16 protein-coding genes and 1 other RNA gene are annotated in these 23,061 nt (G+C 41.9%); 4 read left to right on the top strand and 13 right to left on the bottom strand.

The features are described 5' to 3' along the window. Positions 1-28: 28 nt before the first annotated feature. From E2H97_RS02030 to uvrA, 6 genes are all read right to left on the bottom strand, one after another. Positions 29-1,288, bottom strand: coding sequence for a uracil-xanthine permease family protein (locus E2H97_RS02030; RefSeq protein ID WP_133405579.1), 1,260 nt, complete (start codon positions 1,286-1,288; stop codon positions 29-31). 326 nt (positions 1,289-1,614) lie between these two features. Continuing rightward, positions 1,615-3,426: a DEAD/DEAH box helicase gene (locus tag E2H97_RS02025; RefSeq protein ID WP_133405578.1), complete on the bottom strand. Its 1,812-nt coding sequence runs from the start codon at positions 3,424-3,426 to the stop codon at positions 1,615-1,617. Positions 3,427-3,652: 226 nt separating this feature from the next. Further along, positions 3,653-5,911, bottom strand: a complete 2,259-nt coding sequence (locus tag E2H97_RS02020; protein WP_133405577.1) for an RING finger protein — start codon at positions 5,909-5,911, stop codon at positions 3,653-3,655. A 145-nt stretch (positions 5,912-6,056) separates the two neighbouring features. Then, positions 6,057-8,429: an RING finger protein gene (locus E2H97_RS02015; RefSeq protein WP_133405576.1), complete on the bottom strand. Its 2,373-nt coding sequence runs from the start codon at positions 8,427-8,429 to the stop codon at positions 6,057-6,059. A 125-nt stretch (positions 8,430-8,554) separates the two neighbouring features. Continuing rightward, positions 8,555-9,511: a hypothetical protein gene (locus E2H97_RS02010; RefSeq protein WP_133405575.1), complete on the bottom strand. Its 957-nt coding sequence runs from the start codon at positions 9,509-9,511 to the stop codon at positions 8,555-8,557. A 93-nt stretch (positions 9,512-9,604) separates the two neighbouring features. Next, positions 9,605-12,433: an excinuclease ABC subunit UvrA gene (gene uvrA, locus E2H97_RS02005; RefSeq protein ID WP_133405574.1), complete on the bottom strand. Its 2,829-nt coding sequence runs from the start codon at positions 12,431-12,433 to the stop codon at positions 9,605-9,607. 374 nt (positions 12,434-12,807) lie between these two features. Here uvrA and E2H97_RS02000 point away from each other — a divergent pair, with 374 nt between their 5' ends. Both E2H97_RS02000 and ssb read left to right on the top strand, forming a co-directional pair. After that, entirely contained in the window at positions 12,808-14,175 is a 1,368-nt protein-coding gene (locus E2H97_RS02000) for an MFS transporter (RefSeq protein WP_133405573.1), read from the top strand. 73 nt (positions 14,176-14,248) lie between these two features. After that, complete coding sequence (gene ssb, locus E2H97_RS01995) at positions 14,249-14,872, top strand: single-stranded DNA-binding protein (RefSeq protein ID WP_133405572.1); 624 nt, start codon at positions 14,249-14,251, stop codon at positions 14,870-14,872. A gap of 73 nt (positions 14,873-14,945) precedes the next feature. On the opposite strand, the gene E2H97_RS01990 is transcribed toward ssb, so the two are convergent. The 4 genes from E2H97_RS01990 to E2H97_RS01975 form a co-directional block, all read right to left on the bottom strand. After that, entirely contained in the window at positions 14,946-15,710 is a 765-nt protein-coding gene (locus tag E2H97_RS01990) for an MBL fold metallo-hydrolase (protein WP_133405571.1), read from the bottom strand. A gap of 378 nt (positions 15,711-16,088) precedes the next feature. Further along, the gene (locus E2H97_RS01985; RefSeq protein WP_133405570.1) at positions 16,089-16,622 is read right to left on the bottom strand and encodes a DUF1007 family protein; all 534 of its coding nucleotides are present in this window, start codon (positions 16,620-16,622) and stop codon (positions 16,089-16,091) included. Continuing rightward, positions 16,615-17,745, bottom strand: a complete 1,131-nt coding sequence (locus E2H97_RS01980; RefSeq protein WP_133405569.1) for a DUF3500 domain-containing protein — start codon at positions 17,743-17,745, stop codon at positions 16,615-16,617. Before E2H97_RS01980 ends, E2H97_RS01985 begins: the two co-directional genes overlap by 8 nt. Before the next feature lie 19 nt (positions 17,746-17,764). After that, positions 17,765-18,424, bottom strand: coding sequence for an O-methyltransferase (locus tag E2H97_RS01975; protein ID WP_133405568.1), 660 nt, complete (start codon positions 18,422-18,424; stop codon positions 17,765-17,767). Positions 18,425-18,588: 164 nt separating this feature from the next. Here E2H97_RS01975 and E2H97_RS01970 point away from each other — a divergent pair, with 164 nt between their 5' ends. Both E2H97_RS01970 and E2H97_RS01965 read left to right on the top strand, forming a co-directional pair. Then, on the top strand, positions 18,589-19,527 hold the full coding sequence (locus E2H97_RS01970; protein ID WP_133405567.1) for a LysR family transcriptional regulator: 939 nt from the start codon (positions 18,589-18,591) through the stop codon (positions 19,525-19,527). A 305-nt stretch (positions 19,528-19,832) separates the two neighbouring features. After that, positions 19,833-21,008 (top strand): hypothetical protein, encoded by a 1,176-nt coding sequence (locus E2H97_RS01965; RefSeq protein ID WP_133405566.1) that lies wholly within the window; start codon positions 19,833-19,835, stop codon positions 21,006-21,008. Positions 21,009-21,062: 54 nt separating this feature from the next. On the opposite strand, the gene E2H97_RS01960 is transcribed toward E2H97_RS01965, so the two are convergent. From E2H97_RS01960 to rnpB, 3 genes are all read right to left on the bottom strand, one after another. After that, positions 21,063-21,590: an outer membrane beta-barrel protein gene (locus E2H97_RS01960; RefSeq protein WP_170308219.1), complete on the bottom strand. Its 528-nt coding sequence runs from the start codon at positions 21,588-21,590 to the stop codon at positions 21,063-21,065. A gap of 376 nt (positions 21,591-21,966) precedes the next feature. Continuing rightward, positions 21,967-22,590, bottom strand: a complete 624-nt coding sequence (locus tag E2H97_RS01955; RefSeq protein ID WP_133405564.1) for a phosphatase PAP2 family protein — start codon at positions 22,588-22,590, stop codon at positions 21,967-21,969. A 91-nt stretch (positions 22,591-22,681) separates the two neighbouring features. Further along, an RNA gene (rnpB, locus tag E2H97_RS01950) (RNase P RNA component class A) lies at positions 22,682-23,055 on the bottom strand. Positions 23,056-23,061: the final 6 nt, after the last annotated feature.

The following is a 23,061-nucleotide window of genomic DNA, read 5'->3' as shown; positions in this document are numbered from 1 at the left end:
ATACCTCAATTTCTTACAAACATTTTAACTATGATTTTTGCTCAGAAGAAGCCGATGCCTCATTATCTTGCGGCAAAATCAAATTCATCAAAATACCCACAACACCACATAAACTGATACCAGTAAGTGAGAATGTAGCCGAACCTACCGACATACCGCCAATGCCTAATACCAGAATGGTCGCCACAATACATAAATTACGTTGCTTGCTTAAATCTACCTGATCTTTCACTAAACTGTGCATACCAACAGCCGCAATAGAACCAAACAGTAGAATCAAAATCCCCCCCATTACTGGTGTTGGAATAGATTGCAGTAATGCCCCTAACTTGCCACAAAACGCAAGTAGAATGGCAATACAAGCCGCCCACGTCATGGTTGCTGGATTAAAGTTTTTAGTTAGCATTACCGCACCCGTGACTTCTGAATATGTGGTATTTGGCGGTGCACCAAAACAAGCCGCGACACTGGTTGCCACACCGTCACCTGATAATGTGCGATGTAACCCCGGCTTTTTCACATAATCTTTGCCCGTTACGTTGCCAATAGCGAGTACATCACCAATATGCTCAATCGCTGGCGCAATGGCCACAGGCAACATAAATAGGATCACTTGCCAGTTAAATTCTGGCGCGACAAAGTTCGGCATTGCAACCCAAGACGCCTCAGCGATCTTACTGCCATCAAGCATGCCTAAAAAGCCTGCGACAATTGAGCCAACCACAACACCGCACAAAATAGGCACTAAACGGAATAACCCCTTAGCTAAAGTCGCTACCGCTAATGTGGTAATTAATGCAGCCATCGAAACAATTAAGGCATCTTGATATGCAAATAATTCAATCGCGCCATCACCGGTTTTACCCATCGCCATTTGTACAGCTACAGGCGCTAGGCTTAATCCGATCACCATGATCACCGGACCAACAACAACGGCTGGTAATACCTTTTTCAACAACTCAGTTCCACGCCATCGCACGAATTGCCCGAGCAGTAAATAAACGATACCAACGGCAATTAACCCTCCCATGGTCGCAGAAATTCCCCAGTTTTGAATACTCAGAGAAATAGGGGCGATAAAAGCAAAAGATGAAGCCAGAAAAACAGGCACTTTACGCTTGGTAACCAGTTGGAATAACAAAGTCCCCAAACCCGCACCAAACATAGCAACACTAGGATCAAGTCCAGTCAGAATTGGCATTAACACCATTGCGCCGAAGGCAACAAAAAGCATTTGTGATCCCGCGAGGGCATTTTGAAGATTAGAAGGGGGAGAGGTTTGTTCCATAATTCCAACTGTTTCAAGTGTGATAGAAAAGTTGGACGGAGATTGTAAGCGAAACTACTTCGAATACAAAACACTATCTGCTAAAAAATCGGTTTTGTATTAAGAACATACAAAGCAATAGTCTACCGTTCAAAAAAGGAGCCGAAGCTCCTTTCATTCTAATTGCTTAATCAATTATGTGGATTTTCTAAATCATATCGACTGGTGCAATAGTGTGATAAGACAACCGTCCGTGACAGGATGTCACGGTCGTCAGCACATGGATGTGCGCTGCTGTTGGTGTTCACACTATTGCTCCTAAGTACCCCACATAACATTGGGATAGATTAAGCTTGCTCTTTTGAGCGACGTGGACGACGCTCACCTTGTGGACGGTTTGAGCGACCACGATCGTTACCGCGACGTTCTCCACCTCGACGATCGCCATTACGACGACGTGGTGGACGGCTGTTGCCACCATCATTGATCACTTGATCACCGGCTTCACGGATATTCAACTGACGACCACATACTCGAACCTTTTTAAGGTGTTGCAGTACATCTTTTGGCATACCTTCAGGAAGATCAACCGTGGTCACTGCATCGTATAAGTGGATTTGACCGATGTAACGGCTATCAATGTTAGCTTCATTCGCAATTGCGCCAACAATGTTACCCACACCAACGTTGTTATCACGACCCACTTCAATTACGTAGCGACACATTTTCACGTCAGGGTTGTCTTTTAAACCTTCTGCTTTACCTGGTGCAATTGGACCACGATCGCGGTTACGACGACCGTCACGATCATTGCGCTCACGCTTGTCACGTACGCGCTCTTGCATAGGCGGTAACTGTAACGGACGCTCTTCTTGTACTTTGTGTAGTAATGCCGCCGCCAATAAATCGGTATCAACTTCAAGTTGATTACACAGCTCAGCCACCGCTTCTTTCATAAAGTTTAAATCGCCAGCTAAGGTCTGAGCCACTTGCTCACCTAAACGTGATAAACGCTTTTCAGCTACGATTTCAGGGCTTGGAATGCTCATTGGAGCAATACGGCTATTGGTTGCACGCTCAATGGTGCGCAGCATACGCATTTCACGATGAGTCACAAACAAAATTGCCATACCAGTACGACCCGCACGACCTGTACGACCAATACGGTGTACATAAGCTTCAGTATCGTAAGGAATATCAAAGTTGATCACGTGACCAATACGCTCAACGTCAAGACCACGCGCTGCAACGTCAGTCGCAATAATGATATCTAACTTGCCGCTTTTTAACTGATCAACTGCACGCTCACGTGCTTGCTGGTTCATATCACCATGCAGAGGCGATGACGCGTAACCACGTGCTTCCAATTTCTCAGCCAACTCAACACAAGAGTTACGAGTGCGAACGAAGATGATGATCCCTTCGGTGTTTTCTACTTCTAACACACGTACTAACGCTTCAAGTTTGTTGTGCTGTGAAATTTGTACAAAACGTTGTTCAATTGACTCAACAGTCGTATGACTTGCCGCGATACTAACAAGAACAGGCTCATTAAGGTGTTTCTTAGCCACACGTTTAATTTGCTCAGGCATGGTTGCAGAGAACAACGCTAACTGACTTTCTTCTGGCTTATGCTCTAAGATCCACTCAATATCATCAATAAAGCCCATTTTTAGCATTTCATCGGCTTCATCCAATACTAATGCTTTTAAGTGCTCAAGTTTAAGCGTACCACGACGCATGTGATCCATTACACGACCCGGTGTACCAACGATCACTTGTGGACCACGCTTTAATTGGTGCAATTGTTGTCCCATGCTTTGACCGCCATAGATTGGCAGTACATGGAAGCCTTTCATGTATTTGGCGTAGCTATTAAACGCTTCAGCCACTTGCACGGCTAGCTCACGAGTCGGAGCAAGCACTAAAATTTGTGGTTGAGACAGCTTGGCATCACAGCTGTTCAATAATGGTAAAGCGAAAGCACCAGTTTTACCTGTACCAGTTTGTGCTTGACCAAGAATGTCTTTGCCAGCCATTAATGGCTCAATACTGGCAGACTGAATTGGGGTAGGTTTTTCGTAACCTAGCTCGTCAAGAGAGCGCAGAAGGGCATCGGACAGACCGAGTTCACGGAAGGTTTTTTCATTGGATGACATTAGGTTGTAGCCTTATGGATGCGCAGGAAGCGCTATTTACTTCTAAAGACAGAAAATCAACCTAGAATCGCCCGTGTCGATTTCCCGCACCGAAGCGAGGGATTATACCAGACTCGCTAAATCTTGGCTATGGGTTGTTAAAATATCCTTTGCGATTGGATTTCGCAGTCAATGATGTTCCATACCAATTTACTGCTTTTTTCTATTATGACGACTTGAATCAGAACTAGGTTTCTTCTGATAATTCCTTATTTTGTTTTTTTATCAAATCTAAATCATCTTCTTCTGAACTAGAAGTCGCTGTAGCACTTGCAGAAGCAGTATCAACAAGAGCATCGGAGTTCTTCCGTCCTGTGGATAATTGTGTTAACCGATCTCCGTCTCTTTCTAAAGTATCTTGTTGTTGCCGCAGAAGCATATCGGTAATAGGATCGCCCACAGGAACATGATCTACACCATCGAATATGAGAGCAGCTTTTAAATCACGAAATAATGCAATTATAGGCCCTGAGTCAATAATGTCTTCTTCAGCCATCGACTTTCGGGTTAACGGATTTATTCCCTTCTCTCTCACCACTCGTAATAATTCCGACTTCTCAAAAACATGCCCCGATGTATCCAAGCAAGGGTTTTCGATTTCAGTTACATCAACAAGCGTTAAGGGACAGATCATTCGATGCTTTAAACTCTGTGTGAATGCTGTAGCAATTAGCATAAAACTATCGGAAGGAACTTTAACTGACTCTTGCAACCAAGTGTAAGGTGTTATTACACATTCCGTTTGGGTCGAACTTCTCTCTGAATTGTCTTTAAGAGTAAAATGAAATTGTTGCTCTCTTTCATAAAAGGTAAAACCCAAATGGCCATGAACTTCAGTAAGATCTCCAGCCATTAGACTGTACTGTTGAAAGGGCCATTTTCCATTTTTTGGCCTAATATCCGCATTTTTTGATAGCTGCCTGAATGGTGTAATAATATTAAACTGAGTATGCTCTGCAAAGCGTAAATTCAAGTTACTCAATAAAGATAAAGAGCCTTGTTGAATTGAGAAAAATACAATATTCATTGTCTTACTGGTTTCATTCGCCAGTAAGACATCAAGTTTTTTAATGAATACAGCCTCGCCCTCACCTAGCAATTTAGGCAATATATACAAATGCCCACTTTCAGGGAACAACACAGTAAGTACAGCTTGGTAATCGTCCCGCGCTGGTAAAACTAATTGTTGGTTTTCAATAAACCTCGGCGATACTTTGCCTTCTTTACTGAGCCTCAATGCTTCTGTTTGTGAACTTGGACGGTCAACTTTTTCTATGTTACCTTGAGGCTGTTTTTGTACTGTGATTTGACGGCCTGATAATGGGATAGTTAAGTTTGCTATTGGTCTTTTACCCAAAAGATATAGATTTAATTCTATTTCATCGAGGTGGCTTGGACCTAACCGCCAACCGCAACTATTGTTTTTTGAAACTCCACTTCTCTGTTTACCGCTAGCCACACGAATAGTCGATCGCTTAAACCTTTCAGGCTTACAGTAGCGCCGTGGCTGTTTATCTTGGGTAAACTCAATTGGAACTAACTCGTAAAATAAACCAAATACTTCAGCTCTAAAAACATCTGGTGATTGGTGTGGTAAAAAAGGAAAAATTGAACGTCTTAAGATGAAGCTCCAGCTGGCAACTTGAGCTAAATATGGCAGAATATGAGCGTTGGAATAAAAATGCTCATGTTCAGATACTGTATCTCCTATCCAATCTCTCATGTCTCCATATGTTGCATTTCGCTTATTACTTATACGTAAAAACTCACTGTATTTATTCTCTACTATCCTTGCAATCAAAGCTTTAAGCGTTCTGCAAATAGTTATATCAAGGCAAATTTCTTTAAAGCTGCCGTCGGTATCACGCTCCAGAATAATTCCCCATTCATCTGATAAAAGGGTTTCAGATGCTTTGGTGTAACAATCTAAATGTTCTTGCTCATTGTAGGTTTTTTCCAATAATTCATTAATATTTTTAATAAGCGCTTGAGGTGTATCAAAATGGCTGCGCATTTTTTTAGGAGGAGTGACTTTGCCAATATCCCCTTGAAGTGGTTTAGCGTTCATGGGGGCAAAGAATGAAGTGGCTGCATCATCTGGACAGAGTTGTGAGCTTTTTGCTTTAAAGCTTACGGCTAATTGCTCACTGCCATCAGACTCAAGAATTTCAAAACCTTGAACCGTATCATCATGTAAAAAATCGACCAAAGCCGCACATACCTTACTCATTTCCCTATTACGATTTGTAACATCTGGCATTGTGACCACCCAGTGCCCATTTGCTCTGTTATACGTTAGAGCAACTGTTTCGGAATGCAATAAAACTCGTTTTTTTGTAATATTAACCTTAACATTCACATCCTTTTTCGAAGCGGCTATAGAAGCCAATTCGCGTAAAGTCACAAATTGGTGACGATTAACCGACCATACTACTTCTATCGCCATTATGATTAACCTCTATCGAACTTCTTCTCGATCTCATTGAAAATATTAGTAATGACATTCTATCGAATAAAATAGGCAAATATGATGAATTATGATTTATCTAGAAGGTTCTCGGTTTGGCTTCGCTCTTAGCCGTAACTAGGCTTTACACCGCACTTGTATAAGATGGCACTTGTTGTTGGCGCTGAATTTGCTGCTTTGTTAATTCAGTATCATCATCACTACTCGAATCAGATGTGTGTTCCTGCTGCTGATGTCTAAGTCGTTGCTTTTCTAGTGCGACTTCATCTTCTTCAGAACTTGAAGTATCCTCAACAACCTTAATGGGGTCGATCTTTCTATTTAATAATTGTTGTACGCGATCTCCATCTCTTCCTAACTGTCTTTGCTTTGCCTCCAACACTTTTTCTGTGAGGGGGTCAGCTTTTGGAATTTCTTCGTTACCACTAAGAATCAGCCGAGCCCGTAGTTGGTGAATCATTGTGATGAAAATCCCAGTTTCAACGATATCTTTTTCTGTCATAGGTTCATTATTGGCAGGATTAGTTTGATGTTTTTGCAACCAAATTAATAACAACTCTTTATCAAAAAAATGACCCTCTTTATCTAAACAGGGGGTATTGACTTCGGTGATACCAGCAAGTGAAATGCAACACGTCATTTGATATAAGAAGCTTTGTAAAAGTTCTAACCCAATTGACATTAAGCTGTCAGAAGGCTTCGTAGCTAATTCTTGTGACCAAGTATAAGGTGCTTTCACACTCTCTGTTTGTACCGCTGCGGCTCTTGAATTGCCGCCAAGCGTGAGAGTAAACTGCTGTCCTTTCTCATAAAAAGTAAAACCAAAATTCCCCATAGCCTCAGTGAGATCTTCCACCATCAAAGTGTAATGTTGAAGTGCCCACTTAGCACTTTTGGGCTTATACTCTTGATTCTTGGTCAACCGTCTAAACGGGGTGATAATGTTGAACTGAGTACGCTCACCGAAGCGAAGACTCAAGTCACTCAATAACGATAAAGAGCCTTGCTTAACAGAGAAAAAAACAACGTTTACCTTTTTGCTCTTTTCTTTAATCAGTAACGCATCAAGTCTTTGATGGAAAATGGCTTCATCTTCATCTATTACTTTCGGTAGTACATATAAATGCCCAGTTTCAGGGAATAATACGGTAAGAACAGCTTGATAGTCATCGCGTGGTGGTAGTACAAGCGGCTTGGACTCTAGCAGCATAGGGTTTACTTTGTGATCAGATGTGAGCCTTAATGAAATTGCTTCTGAACTTGTTCGCTTAACTTTATCTTTACTCCCACCAAGCTTCTTGCTCAACGTTACACGACAGCCTACTAGAGGGATAGTTGCCCCCGTTAACGGTCTTTTTTCTACAAAATGCAGAAAGAGTTCCAACTGATCTAGAGTTGATGGATTAACTTCGCATCTCTTACTTGGCCTATAAGAGTATTCTTGCTGTTCGGTTTTCCATTTATCGCAAGCTTTATTGAAAGTCACTCGGCTATATGGTTTAGCAGGTCCGTATTCACTAAATGAAATACTATAGAACAGTCGAGTGGGAATGAGATCATTAAATAAACCTCTTAACTCGTACCTTAAATCACTAGCCGAGTCATATGGAGAAAGTTGGAATACAACTTGTCTTAAAATTAATGTCCAACTCGATAACAGAGCAGCATACGGGAGTACCTCTTCTGAACTGGCACACCGACTAGAATAAAGGTTACCTTCATCCATCCACTCTTTTTGCTTCCGTTTATCAAGGCCTCCATTTTTCTGGAGTTCTAGAAATTCACTGTATTTATGTTCAACACATTGCACTATCAATTGCTTGACTGCTAATTCTATTTCAGGATCGAGTTTCATCCTTTTGATGCTGCCATCTTTATCTCGTTCCTGCACTGATGCCCACTCATCCGATAACAGTGTTTCGGTCACTTGGATGTAGCAATCAAGGTATGTTCTTTCATCATATTTAGAGTGTAAAAGTTTATGTATACGACTAATAAGCGATTCTGGTGAATCAAAATGGGGACGAGCTGATGGTTCCTTTATTTTTGGTTTTGCTTGCTCGCTCACTGACGATGCAGCGACGTTTAAAGGTGTGGCTGATGCATTTAGCGCTGCTAAAGATAGTCCTTTTGATTGAGTCGTCGCAGCTTTCCATGCTTTGGGGTGTTGCGATAAAACCGGTCGTGAACCAACGTACAAAAAGCCATCAACTTCACTACATGTAAGGTCAGGATATTCGGTTTTGCCATTTAGAAAAACGCGTAATGCATTACAGGCTTTTCTTGACTCTTCATGAGGGTTATGATTTACAGTGACTTCCCACTTTCTTAGTTTTTGGTTGTACTTAATAAAAAGAACATCTTTGCATTTATCACGATGTATACCTGTAATCAGGATTCGCGCCGAAGTCTCTTTTTTTTGAGTTATACAAGGCTTAAGGTTTTCCAAACGATCCAGTTCTTGCTGACTACAGTTCCAAACCAAATCTAACGACATATCAACCACACCAATTTATAGATTCGAGATCAAGCAGTAAATACTCCTATTCTAGAAAAATTATCAGGTACTGATGATGAATTATCGTTTATCTAATGCACTGACAATATAAAGAAAATAATCTCTTAATATCTTGGTATATATGGGAATTGCAATGGTGAAGCTCCATCTAATAAAACTTGCTTTCTTTGAGCTCCCCAAGTCGATGGAATTTGGAAATCACTGCTTCTGAGTAACGTGGCTTTCCCCTTTTTGTCTAACAAAAAATAAGCATGTCTATCGCCATTCTCCTCATGTTTAAATTGAATTCGGCAATCAAAGCAATTTGCCTCAAGGTTCAATAATGCTCTGAAACACTCTGTTTCATTGTCTGACATCAAGATGATTTTGAAATCTTTAACGGCCTCTTCTCGGTTTTCAAAATGACAGTCACAGAATTCGATAAGCTCTTCGATATTAAATGGAGTAGTGAAATCCTCCTCTGGGATCCCAAAGTTTGTTGAAGACGGCCGAGTTTTTATTGCTCCAAGCCTTAAAGTCTCTACATCAGAATACACTTCAATCGCGGCTGAAGTAGTAACTTGGTCTCCCTTAGCACCATCAGTAGACAGTTGCTTTAACTTCAACTGTGGGGCACCAACACGATATCGAACACCGCCAATAGAAGTATAAACTGGGCTACCTGGGTCTGGATGTTTTTTACTTATATTTGTTGCCGCAACCAGCTCTTTTGGGTTACTCAAGGATTGTGGTGAGGCGCATGTTTGAACACTCCCCTGCGCATGTCTAGATGATTGTGATTGTCGCGTTCTTAATAGAGATTGTAATCGATAATAAGCATTGGATGCGATAGCCAAATCATCAGTACGAATAATGGTATAGAGTTGTAGGTATGCTTCATAGGTACGCAGGCCAAAAAAACGATCTACGATACGTTTATGCAGCTGCGACTCTAAAGTATAGACTTGAAAGCTCTCCCACTTTTCCATTGATTTAATCGTTTCAAAGTCAATGTCACGCTCAAATCTCACTCCCAAACGTGATCCTGCAAGCGTAATGTGAGAAGGAACAACTGAACTCAAAAGTATAATCCCATCAATGACGTATTGATGGGATTATACCTAGTCACCATTCTAGGTTCAGTGAACTTTTGTTCATACCTTGTGAGAACGAAGTTATGACAACATAGGTTTTAAAAAACGTGCCGTATGAGATGTCGGATGCTCAGCAACTTGCTCAGGCGTTCCACAGGTTAAAATAATACCGCCACCCGAGCCTCCTTCAGGGCCTAAATCCACAATCCAATCCGCGGTTTTGATCACATCTAAATTGTGCTCAATCACTACTACCGTATTACCGTGGGCTTTTAAGCGATGCAATACATCAAGCAATAATTGGATATCAGCAAAGTGCAAACCGGTCGTTGGCTCATCCAAAATGTATAAGGTTTTGCCTGTATCCCGTTTAGACAGCTCTTTGGCTAACTTAACTCGCTGGGCTTCACCACCTGATAAGGTCGTCGCGCTTTGTCCAAGTCGAATATACGACAAACCCACATCCATTAAAGTTTGTAATTTACGAGCAATGGCTGGAATGGCATCGAAGAAAGTTCTGGCATCTTCAACGGTCATTTGTAGCACTTCGTGAATGTTTTTGCCTTTATAGCGAACTTCTAAGGTTTCGCGGTTATAGCGTTGCCCTTTACACGAATCACAAGGCACATACACATCAGGTAGGAAGTGCATTTCTACTTTAATAAGGCCATCGCCTTGGCAAGCTTCACAACGTCCACCTTTTACATTGAATGAGAATCGCCCAACTTGGTAACCACGACTTCTCGATTCTTGAGTACCCGCAAATAACTCACGGATGGGTGTGAAAATCCCAGTATAAGTGGCAGGGTTTGAGCGTGGCGTACGACCGATCGGACTTTGATCGATATCCACCACTTTATCGCACTTATCCATACCGATGATTTCATCGTAAGGCGCAGGCTCTGTTACCGTCGCTTTATTCAGCATACGGTGAGCGATCTTGTAAAACGTATCATTGATCAAAGTCGATTTACCGGATCCTGACACACCTGTAATACAAGTCATCAAGCCCAGTGGAACAGTTAAATCGACATTCTTAAGATTATTCCCACGAGCACCTTTAAGCTCAATGACTTGCTCAGCATCATAAGGGACACGATCACCTTTGACGTGAATTTGTTTTTCACCAGAAAGATATTGCCCCGTTACCGATTCTGCACAACCCATCACATCTTCAAGCTTACCGCTAGCAATGATGCTACCGCCATGAACACCCGCACCGGGACCAATATCAATCACATGATCAGCCATACGAATCGCATCTTCATCGTGCTCTACTACGATAACCGTATTACCTAAATCACGTAGATGCTTCAGTGTATTCAATAAACGCTCATTATCACGTTGGTGCAAGCCAATAGACGGCTCGTCAAGCACATACATTACGCCTACAAGCCCAGCTCCAATTTGGCTGGCAAGACGAATGCGCTGTGCTTCCCCACCAGATAGAGTTTCCGCAGAGCGAGATAAGTTGAGATAATTCAAACCAACATTGACCAAGAAGCCTAAACGCTCTTGAATTTCTTTAAGCACTTTTTCAGCAATCTGGGCTTTTTGCCCCGTGAACTCTAGCTCATCGAAATAGTCTTTCGCTTCGCCAATCGACCATGTGGTGAGCTCAGGTAAATTCACCTTTTCGATAAATACATTTCGCGCTTCTTCTTTTAAACGAGAACCACCACAGCTTTGACAAGGTTGAGTGTTGATAAACTTAGTGAGTTCTTCTCGTACCGAGTTACTTTCTGTTTCTCGGTAGCGTCTGTCCATATTATTTAAAATGCCTTCAAACGGGTGATTTCGCTGTACGACATCCCCTTTATCATTGACGTATTTAAAGGCGACTTTAGTGCGACCCGATCCGTAAAATACGATCTTTTTGATCTTGTCATCAAGCTGTTCAAACGGTGTTTCAACATCAAAATCGTAGTGTTCACCCAATGATTTGAGCATTTGGAAATAGTAGAAATTACGACGGTCCCAACCACGGATCGCGCCACCAGCTAATGACAACTCACTATTGACGACCACACGCTCAGGATCGAAAAACTGCTGTACGCCCAAACCATCACAGGTACCACAAGCACCAGCTGGATTATTGAACGAGAAAATCCGTGGTTCCAGCTCTGTCATTGAGTAACCACAATGAGGACAGGCGAAGTTAGCCGAAAAGACCAATGACTCTTGCTCATCATCCTCGAGCATTGGCGCAACTAATGCCAAGCCACCAGACAATTCCAATGCGGTTTCGAAAGATTCCGCTAAACGCTGTTTAATGTCTTCACGTACTTTAAAGCGATCCACTACCACTTCGATAGTGTGCTTAACATGTAAATCTAAGGTTGGCGGATCGGATAAATCACACACTTCGCCATCAATACGAGCACGAATGTAGCCCTGAGCTTCAAGACTTTCCAGTAACTTAACATGCTCACCCTTACGACCATTAACGACGGGGGCCAGTAGCATTTGACGACTGCCTTCAGGCAGCTCTAGTACTTTGTCCACCATCTGGCTGACGGTTTGCGCGGTTAAGGGTTGATGATGAGTCGGACAACGAGGCTCGCCCACTCTGGCGTAGAGTAAGCGCAAATAATCGTATATTTCAGTAATGGTTCCCACGGTTGAGCGCGGGTTATGAGACGTCGATTTTTGCTCAATGGAAATCGCAGGGCTTAAGCCCTCAATATGATCCACATCCGGCTTTTCCATTAAACTCAAAAACTGTCGAGCATACGCCGATAGCGACTCAACATATCGACGTTGCCCTTCGGCATACAAGGTATCAAACGCTAATGAGGACTTTCCGGAGCCAGATAAACCAGTGATCACAATTAACTCGTCTCTGGGTATGGTCAAATTAATGTTTTTGAGGTTATGAGTCCGGGCGCCGCGTATTTCGATCTTATCCATCAAGCTCTCTTTTTTTCTCAAAAGTACTGAAAACACTGAAAGGATATACAGTATGCCAGAAGAAATTTTTCAGTGTAACCTCTATATCCTAAAGTCACTTTCTAAAGTATCGCAAAACAGCTCCGAACTCTGGATAAAATCTGGTTTTACTCCATTAATTCTTATTTACAAACTTTTGATGGCAAGGCTCATCGTTTACAATAAAAACACTATTAAAATAAAGTGTTATTTAAACTTTTAAACTCACAGTTTCCGTATGCTATGATGCGCTGCTTTTGGCCATATCTGTCTGAATTGAACACAAGCAACTTTCTGTTACCGGTCAATTTGAATAGGTATCTTACTTTTCATTTCTATCGTTTCAAGGTCTTAACATGAGTAATAACGGCTTATCTGCAGTTGAAAAGAAAGTAGCCGCTTCTTTAGCCAGCGTATTTGGCTTGAGAATGATGGGACTTTTCATGATCATGCCGGTGTTTGCCCTATACGGTCAGCACTTAACAGGGTTTTCTCCCTTCTTAGTGGGCGTTGCCATTGGCGCTTATGGATTGACCCAAGCCTTGTTACAGATACCGATGGGAATTTTATCGGATAAATTCGGACGTAAGCCGGTGATTATTGGTGGTTTGATCTTATTTGCCATCGGTAGTCTAGTTGCCGCCAGTGCTACCAGTATTTATATGGTGATTGTTGGTCGAGCCTTGCAAGGAATGGGCGCTATTGCCGCAGCGGTGCTCGCCTTAGCTGCCGATCTCACACGCGATGAACAGCGTACTAAAGTGATGGCCGTTATCGGTATGTGCATTGGTTTTTCATTCGCATTAGCCTTGTTACTTGGGCCTATTGTGGCTCACGAGTTGGGGTTATCAGGACTCTTTATACTCACCGCCGTTTTTGCTGTTTTAGGTGTAGTCATCGTCCAGTTTTTTGTACCCAATCCTGTGCGTCACGCTCCAAAAGGTGACACGATGGCGGCGCCAAAACGCCTGCTCACCATGCTAAAGAATCCTCAGCTCATTCGACTTGATGCAGGGATCTTCATTCTTCATCTAACCCTTACAGCAGTATTTGTCGCTTTACCTTTTGTTCTAGTGCATGCTGGTTTTGCCAAAGAAAACCACTGGAAACTATATTTCCCTACCTTTATTGGTGCCTTTTTCTTAATGGTGCCTTTGATCATCATTGGTGTAAAAAGGAAAAACACCAAAGCGACGTTTCAAATTTCATTGCTCATCATGCTGGCCGCACTCGCTATATTGGCTCTATTTGAAACTCAATTTTGGCTAATCGCATTGGGGATCTTGCTGTTCTTTACTGCCTTTAATTACCTTGAAGCTTCATTGCCCAGCTTAATTGCTAAATTTTGCCCAGCGGGTGACAAAGGTTCTGCTATGGGGGTTTACTCCACCAGCCAATTTTTAGGGGCATTCAGTGGTGGCCTCTTAGGCGGCAGTATGTATCAATGGGTCGGTGCGAATGGCGTATTTATTGTCGCCTTGGTATTGGTGGGAATTTGGCTATTATTATCTTTAGGCATGGAGAATCCTGTTCTATTAAAAAGCTATACGCTTTCAACTAAGATCCGTGACAATGCACACGCCCAAGAAATTGCAGCTCAGTTGTCAACGCTTCCCGGTGTTGCTGAAGCGATTTTGATCACTGAAGAACAAGCCGCCTATTTGAAGGTTACCGATCAATTTGAGTTAGAAAATGCCAAAGCAATTTTAACGTCCTCTGATTGAATTAACCGTTAAAAAAGCATACCCTAGCCGTTATGCATGTAAGCAAAAAATATTAGACTCGCAGGAGAGAATCATGGCCAGCCGTGGTGTGAACAAAGTAATTTTAGTAGGTAATTTAGGGCGCGATCCTGAAGTACGTTATATGCCAAATGGCAATGCGGTAGCCAACTTTACCATTGCAACAAGTGAAACATGGAAAGACCAACAAGGTCAGCAACAAGAACGTACTGAATGGCATAACATTGTTATGTACCGTCGTTTAGCTGAAATTGCGGGTGAATACCTTAAGAAAGGTGCCAAGGTTTATATTGAAGGTCGCCTACAAACCAGCAAGTGGCAAGATCAACAAACTGGTCAAGATCGTTATAAGACCGAAATCGTTGGTAATGAAATGCAAATGCTAGATAGCCGTCAAGGTGGTAGCATGGGTGGCAACCAAGGCGGTTATGGTGCACAAAACCAGCAAGCTCCTGCACAGCAGCCACAAACGTCTGGTTATGGTGCTCCACAGCAGCAAGCTCAACAAAGCTATCAACCTCAGCAGCCACAACAGAGCTATCAGTCACAGCAACAAGCGCCAGCACAGCAAGCGCCTGCTCAACAAGCTAAGCCTGCTCAATCTGCACCTCAACAACCTGCTCAACAAAGCTATACGCCAAACTTGGATGATGGCTGGGACGACGATATTCCGTTCTGAGGGGATACTAGAGACATATATCATTTTATTAGACCTCGCAATCGCGAGGTCTTTTGTTTTGAAATGAGTCCTATCAAGCAGACAAAGAAGAGTTTGACCAAACTTGCCCAGTAGGCATTCTGATCACTTCAATATTCGTCTCTTTACTGGCGGCTATTTCAGCATCTTCACCTGAACTATTGATATTGATAAAAAAGGGGATAGGTCGATGGGCGTCATGGATCGTAAACAGCTGTTTGGCGCCGAGTAATTTGGTCGCTTCAACCGCTTCTTTTGCCGTCATGACCAATTGATAATAAGACATCAAATGAACACCGTTTACTGGGAGTATCGCGATATCAACAGAGCCATTGTTTTTGTAGTATTCTGCTAATGGCGATAAATCTCTGGCTTCACCTCCAAAGAAAATGGCTGTGGCACCTAGGCGAATGACATAATTATTGACGGTCCACTTGAGCATATTTTGCCCTTCTACAGACTCAATAATTAAGTTAGCCCCAAGGGTTCTTTTTTCTCCCCACTCTAGCACTTCAACCTGACTAAACCCCGCTTCTTTAGCCGTGATGACTTGACTATCCATTGCAACAAATAGAGTAACATCATCCTTATCGTGTGGGTAATCGACTAGACCTTCCATCTGCCAATGATCGGTAACATCATGACATCCAAGGATCGCAGTTAATGGCGGTAAATCTTTAACTTCAATAGCGGCCAACTCCGTTATGCCTATAAAGGAAACATCTAAGAAATAAGGATCAGTTAAAATGTGATGTTCGCCAATGCTGATCAAGACACATGCATTATTGATACGAGTTATTGTGAAAGGAGTTTTTGTCATGTTATGTGTTAATTTTTATTCTTTTCTCACGCTGGGTTATAAACGAATAATGTGCTGCTTTTATATGCAGGATAACACAATAAAAAATATTTAAGAGCAAGCTAAGTGATTCTGTTATTAAATGTGAGGGAATAAAGGCAAGAATGCGACCTTAAACTGTTCCTGCTCACACATAATTCTGTTCGGTTAAAGGGTTGAACGTCTTACCTGCGCAGGCACTGAAGGCTCCCTCAAAAATTCAACGGATTGATTATACAGGGGAGAGAGTAAGCAAAAAGCTGAATGTCCGAGGCATGTAAGCCGAGGCTAAGCGCCCATGGATGGGCCTGTAGCGTTTCAGCATTTGCTTATTACAAGAGCGTTGAGAACGTTCAGTCGTTATGGCGCTAAGGTCATTTCTAAGAACGTACCGTGATGCCGACGATTAATCTCAATGTGCTTAAAATGAGTCGTGAGATCTTTAAAATAGAAAGGCTGAATAAACCAATCATGGGATAGGTCTTCATAATTTACCGAAAAAGTGACTTTATCGGTTGTACTTTTTTTAAGGCTCAATTTTCCATCTGCTTTAAGCTCAATCACCCCAAGCCCTGAACTGACTTGTATCATTGAAGGTATGTGGACACTTTTAAGGTTCAATTTGACCCGTTTGTCACCTTGAATCAACCTAACCTTATTCATAACTTTTGTCGAAAAAGCATTGGCTTCTTTATCAGAAACCACGCCATTTTTATTGCTATCTATGGTGTCAAAGATTTCAGCGCCTTCATCGAAGGAAGGCACGACCCGAATCGTCAGTGCCACTTTATCCAATCCGACGGACAATAACGCTTGCTGCTTCACATTGGTATGAGGGTGAGAATAGGCATTACAACAAAACAACAAACACAATACCAACAGCACTCTAGTCATCTTTTTTGCCTATCTCATTTTGTTTACCGATCCAAGAAACGCCATAATCATTTTTAGGATTACGATACATACTATGAGCGTGCTCGGTTGTGGCATCACCTTCATCGTCTTGGGGGGAATACTCAAGTACCAATGAAGGACCTGTGACTCTAAAGTAAGCAAAACCTAATTTATCCGTCGGTCCCCACCAGCCAAAATAGGTATCGTCCAACTCGGCTAGAACGGTGGCCATAGTGCTGCTGAAATCATCAGGGTTAATAAACCCAAGGCGAGTGGTGATCAATTGCACTAATAAACGTTTTTGCTCTTTAGATAATTCACTGCCCTTGAGCCCCTCAGGCGCGACAACGGTACCGTATTCTCCTGGACCTAAAAGTAAATCAATCGCGTGTTCTCCACGAAGCGCCTTGGCTTTTTGCTCACCGGATAGGCTACTCATTAGTCGTTGTGCTGCTTCGGTTTCATCACGAGTAATAAATACATCTTGATTTTTGTAACGAATATTAAGAGGCTGACCTCCCGTGAGCATTGGGGAAAAACTAGCGTCAGCCCCGTAAATGGTGACATTAATGGCTAAGTGATGCCCACCAAATTGAAACATCCAAGGTTGAGTTTCTGAAGGCGTACCCAAAATAGCGACATAGAAATAATCGGTGCCGTACTTAAGCATTCCACCTGCCTCAAAGGTATCTTCGGCAGCCAATTGATATTCAATGTTCTGCACGCCTTTTTCACTTAACACTTGCGCGAGTACATCGTCTAGCAACTCGCGTTGTTTGCTCGTCATTTCTCCAAGCTTTAAGCCCCCTCTAGGGATCATGCCCTCAGGAAAATTTGACCAGTTAGAACGTTGAGCGTTATCTGAAAGCTCATACAGCAAAGCTTGCTTTTGTTTGGCGTCCAGTGAATCGATAAAACGATGAGTGATGTTTACAATTTCTTTGGTTTTTTGGTCGGTCTTACGTGGCTCAAATGAGCGTTTGAGCGGCATTTCAACAGGGTTGACATTCACCCCGAAGAAGAAGCCTGTCATGCTGCGAAATGAGCACCCCGTAATGATGACGCTTCCAACTAGTCCTACTAGAGCCAACCTTACTATCTGAATTTTTTTAAACTTATCCATGAGTTAAGTTTTATTATTCCTATTTACCTATGTAACATGAAAGTGCCGTGTCTTTGTTGACCACTGTAGTGACAAAACCAGAGCCAGGAGCAGACACACGAGCAAAATACTTTCTTGCTTCAGCTAATGTAATGTTATCTCCTATTACCGTTGCGCCGATGCGTAATTTAGGTAGCATAAGATCTAATACATCATTATACAAATCTTTCCAGCCATCTAAAAACAATAAGTCAATGCCATCTTCTACCGTTTTTAGGGTTTCCAATGCATCACCTTCTAACAATGTTACACTATCAGAAAAACCCGCTTTGGCAATATTTTGATTAGCCACTTGGCATTTATGAGGCTCGATTTCCGATGTATAGACATGGCCATCATTATCTTGTGCCCCAGCCGCTAGATAAATCGTACCGATACCAAAAGAAGTACCAAACTCCACAATATTTTTAGCATTCGTGGCACGAACCATATTGTATAAAAACTCCCCTTGCTCCTTGGAAACGGGCATATAGGAGTCTTTCGCCATTTCTGGAGTGAGTGCCTTCATAAGCCCTTTACCTTTCATTAAGCCCCAAATGATTTGTGGGGCGTATTTCAGCATAGGTTTCCAATCTAACTTGGCTTCATCGTGCAGAACGTCGAGGGTCTGTTGAACTGTTGGGTGATATAAAGCATTCATTCTATTTCTCCAATAGGTAGGCACTGTAACTGCCCTTCCTAACTACAACTAAAAATTAAGACATTATTTACCTATGAAAATGATTATATAATTTGATTGAACATAAAAAAAGACGGGTTAAAATTGAATCATTATTAAGTTGAACTTAACAATAATGCGAAATTATGAGCGAATTCAAAAATGATATTACCTACAATCAGTTGAGTACCTTTAAAACCATTGTTGAAGCGGGAAATATCAGCAAAGCCGCCAAGCTAATTGGCGTGAGTTCAGCTTCAGTCAGTTATTCATTAAAATCATTAGAAAAACAAATTGGTCAAGTGCTATTTAACCGCACCACTCGCGCTATCACCCTAACCGATATCGGTCGCCAACTCTATGACAATACTCAGTTTTCAATAGAAGAATTAAATAAATCTGTAGAAGTGATCTGCAACTTAAATGAAAAGCCTTCTGGCATATTGTCATTGAACATGGCAAACACCATATATCAATGGTTCTTAAAAGACAGGTTAATCGACTTTCAAAAAGCTTTCCCTTTAATACAACTGGATTTAACTTTATCAGACACCTTAGATAATCGAGTCGAAAAACAGTTTGATATTGGCTTTCGCTATGGGAAACGCGTCGATGATACATTGGTTGCTCGTCGACTGTACCCCTCAGGTAAACAAACCAACTCGTTTAAGGCTGCGTTATTCGTTTCATCAAGCTACGCTCAAACAAGAGATATTCCCACTTCTATTTCTGAGCTGACCACCCATCCGATGGTAAAGTTTCGAATGCCAAGCAGCAGAAAGCTCGCACCGCTTCGCTTACATAAAACAAACAAAAGCGAAAGTAAAATCCTCAATATTGAACCTCCTACCGCCATGATAGTTAATGACTTAGGAACATTAGTTGATATGGTTTCTCAAGGGTTTGGCATGGGAATGACCATAGACTTTGTCTTGCAAGATAAATTTGAATCAGGCGAGTTGATCCCATTATTTCAAGAGCATTGGTGTGATATTCCTAATATTTATATGTACTATGCCCGAGAAACGCAGCTATCTGTAAAAGTTAGGTGTTTTCTTGAGTTCGTTCATCATGCTCTGAAGTAAAATCAAACTCACTCACCTAGTCATATCAAGATTTACATCTCTAAGTTTGATTGCATATTTATGCAATTATAGGTTTCAGGTATAACCCTTTTCTAACGGAAGTTCATCCTAAAAGTCGACCTTCCAACCTGCTTTAGATCTACGATTTCCAAATAAAAACACAGTCGATTTGACACTTTATGTAGTATATATATTATAAATATGCTTAATTTATGATCAACTCAAATTATCACAGCTGACAACAAGCTAAGATAATTTTCTGTAAGCGGTTGAATGTTAATAAAATAATAATATCGGAACATAAAATGAAACTAAAAAAGGTTACAACCAAAGTTATAAATAGCGCAATACTACTTTTGTTACCGTTTACTACTCAGACTTTTGCGTCTGAGCAGCCAACTCCCTCAATAAACCAAACGGTACAACAAGCAACGTCTGAAGATAGCATTCGTATCATTCTTTTCACCCCTCAGGATTTCGAACCACCAATGGGCCATAAAGAACAAATGAGACAAATAGCAGACTACACGGAAAACTTTTTTGAAAAGTGGATGAATTATTGGGGGTACCCAACCTCAAATCTGAAGCTGTTTAATCGCGATGCCGATGGCAATCCCGTTCTTCTGTATGTTAAAGGTCAGTATACGAAAGCCAGTGGTGCTTATGAGGTTGTTGGAGATATCAACAACGAAGCCATCCCTAAGGCGGCAGAGCAATATAATATCCCACTAGAATCAGGAAACGTATGGTGGACTATCAGTTATCCTGGCCCTGATGCTCGCGCGTTCCGTGGTGGAGGTAGTGCTCCTTACGGTGGTAAGTCTCACGCTAACTTTATCCCAGCTGACGGTCCAATCTATCTTAACCAAAGCTTAAATGAAGGTCATGCCGTTAAAATTAAGATGAAAGGCTTAATCCATGAATTAACTCATGCATTAGGTATTGGTCATATTGGCCCAAGATTAGAGCAGGACTTGGGTAATAGCTTAATGGGTCCAACCAATAAAGCGTTTGCTAATAAGTATGATCCTTATGAAACGCGTGTTCATCTTTCTAAGCTAACTGCCGCTTTACTATGGAAGCATCCATTCTTTACCAAGCAAACTCAAGATCGCTTAATTGATCCTGCCGTTTCTGTTAGAAATTTCCGTATAACAAAACAAGGTGGGTACTATTATGCAACAGGTAAGTTAGTGTCCGATTATCCAGCTCACACAGCAACATTATTAGAAAGCTCACCTGAAGGTGGTACCAATTACTGGCGCCGTGGTTACACAGGACGTATCGATTCAAATGGTAACTTCACCATCCGCTTAGCGGGAATTACGCCTGCCACTGGACAGTTATTACTAAACTTTGCCTTTAACAATGGCCGGATTAAAGGAAATACTGAGAACGTAGGTATTAATTGGGGTATTGAAATTCCATTTTACAAGACAGGACGAAACAGCATCTATTTTGATACTTCAAATGTCTATTAATTTAGGTTAAATATTATAGAAAGGGCGCCAAAATAGGCGCCCTTTCTATACTCCTTAGAAATCAAATCGAATGCCAAGGCTAGTAATATTGATGTCATCAGAGTGATTGTAGGACGCATCAAACGACCATTGATCGTTAAAGCGATAACCAGCGCCCACTCCAATACCAAATTTCCACGTATCGGAAGAAAGACTAAAATCAGCATCGGCTATCGTCGTTGATGCTGTCACATCTAAACGCATATAAGTCGGTTCGGCAAACAGCACCAGGCCATTATCTAATTCATAAACCCCTTTTACCGCCAGACCATAAGCTGAATCTAATTCCGTTTTAACCACTCGATTTAAAATCACTATATCTTCGGTATCCAATCCAGCCACTAACCGTGCTTGAGGGATAATAGAGAGTCCTTCTCCGGCATCATAGATGTAGTTCAATGAGATTTGTGCGCCTTCATAACTGACATCTGGTCCATCGCCATTATTGATAAAACTGACGTAGTGTAAACCAGCCCCCCAATCGGCCATTGCCGAAGTCGAGCAGCTCGCTAAAATAATTGCTAACAGTGATTTTTTCATCATCCACATCCTTATGTTGATTTTAAAAAATGAACAAATCAGACATCTTACTTGAAAAGGTTCATTGCTCTTGTATAAAGCAAAATACGGTGAGTAAAGTCAGTATAGTTTATGCTAGGGCGTGTTGATCTTTCAGGATTGAATTTTGTGCTCTTTGAGCACTTTTCTGCTCAAGGCGTGAGCAGTAAAGCTTAGTCATCTAAGTGAGCTGATCACAACGCAGAACAGGAAGTGCTCAAAAGCATCGAAGACAGCGTAAATTGGTCACTTCTGCTACGTTATCGTTTGTTTATGTGAGTCAACCACACTTCACAAACTCTGCCTTGCATAAGATAACCAATTTATCGCTGCAAAAATAATCACGAAAGGTCAACACGCCCTAATATTTTTGGATCTTTTGTAGTGCAAAAGCAAAACAGCTTAAGCCAATCGCCATTCCAACCAGTACATCCGATAAAAAGTGAATACTGATAATGATCCGGCTTAAGCCAAGCATGATGCCAAATCCAATGGTAAATAAAGCCAGCATTTTATTTTTCTGATACATGAGCAGCCCGACAGGTATGATCAAACCCGCCGCGAATGTGGCGTGCCCTGACGGCATCGAGTTGTAATCATGCAAGAAGCTGAAACCATGAAATCCATACCAATCATGCTCAATAAACAGCTTGGGGCGGTAACGTCCTAAAAGATACTTCAATAAATGAGTTATCACTAACGCCAAACTATAGCCCCCAAATAGCACTTTAATTTCCGAAATTGTCTCGGTTTTTCCTTTTAGGTAATAAGCCAAAACATAGAGTCCAAGCACAAAGGCGAAAGCGAGCATGACAAGCTTTCCTGTACTAATGCCTAATAATTGAATCACTTCAAATAAAGATGTGCCTTCGAAGGTTTGATAACAATACAAAGCGATTGGCTTGTCCCAAAAAACAAAACTGATAAAGGCAAAAATGGTGAGTAAAGCTGAAATGCTATAAAGAATACGGCTAACGGATGGCATAGTCACTTCACCTATGAACGAATATTGGTCATAGATTGAGCCTAGCCTAGAAAGAAAAAATGTCGACCGAGGTCGACATTTATCTAGAAATTAGTGAGTTGACGCTATAAGCCGGGTTCTGTTCTTACTCTTTTTGAAAAAAGGATAAGCGACAATCATTCGTCTAGGCCTACAATCGCTCGTAGGCTCAAGCAATCTACCCGTTCCCAACGCGAGCCACGCCATGCGGGAACCTATTTGATCTTGCTCCGAGTGGAGTTTACCTTGCAACCAACTGTTACCAGTGGCCCGGTGCGCTCTTACCGCACCCTTTCACCCTTACCAAGCAAGCTTGGCGGTCTTCTCTCTGCTGCACTTGTCGTCGGCTCACGCCGCCCAGACGTTATCTGGCACCCTGCTCTTTGGAGCCCGGACTTTCCTCCCCATCATCCATAAAGATGATGCAGCGATTGTCTCGGTCAACTCGCGGGG

The organism is Parashewanella tropica, assembly GCF_004358445.1.
Taxonomy (GTDB): Bacteria; Pseudomonadota; Gammaproteobacteria; order Enterobacterales; family Shewanellaceae; genus Parashewanella; species Parashewanella tropica.
This window is presented reverse-complemented; position numbering and strand designations above follow the sequence as displayed.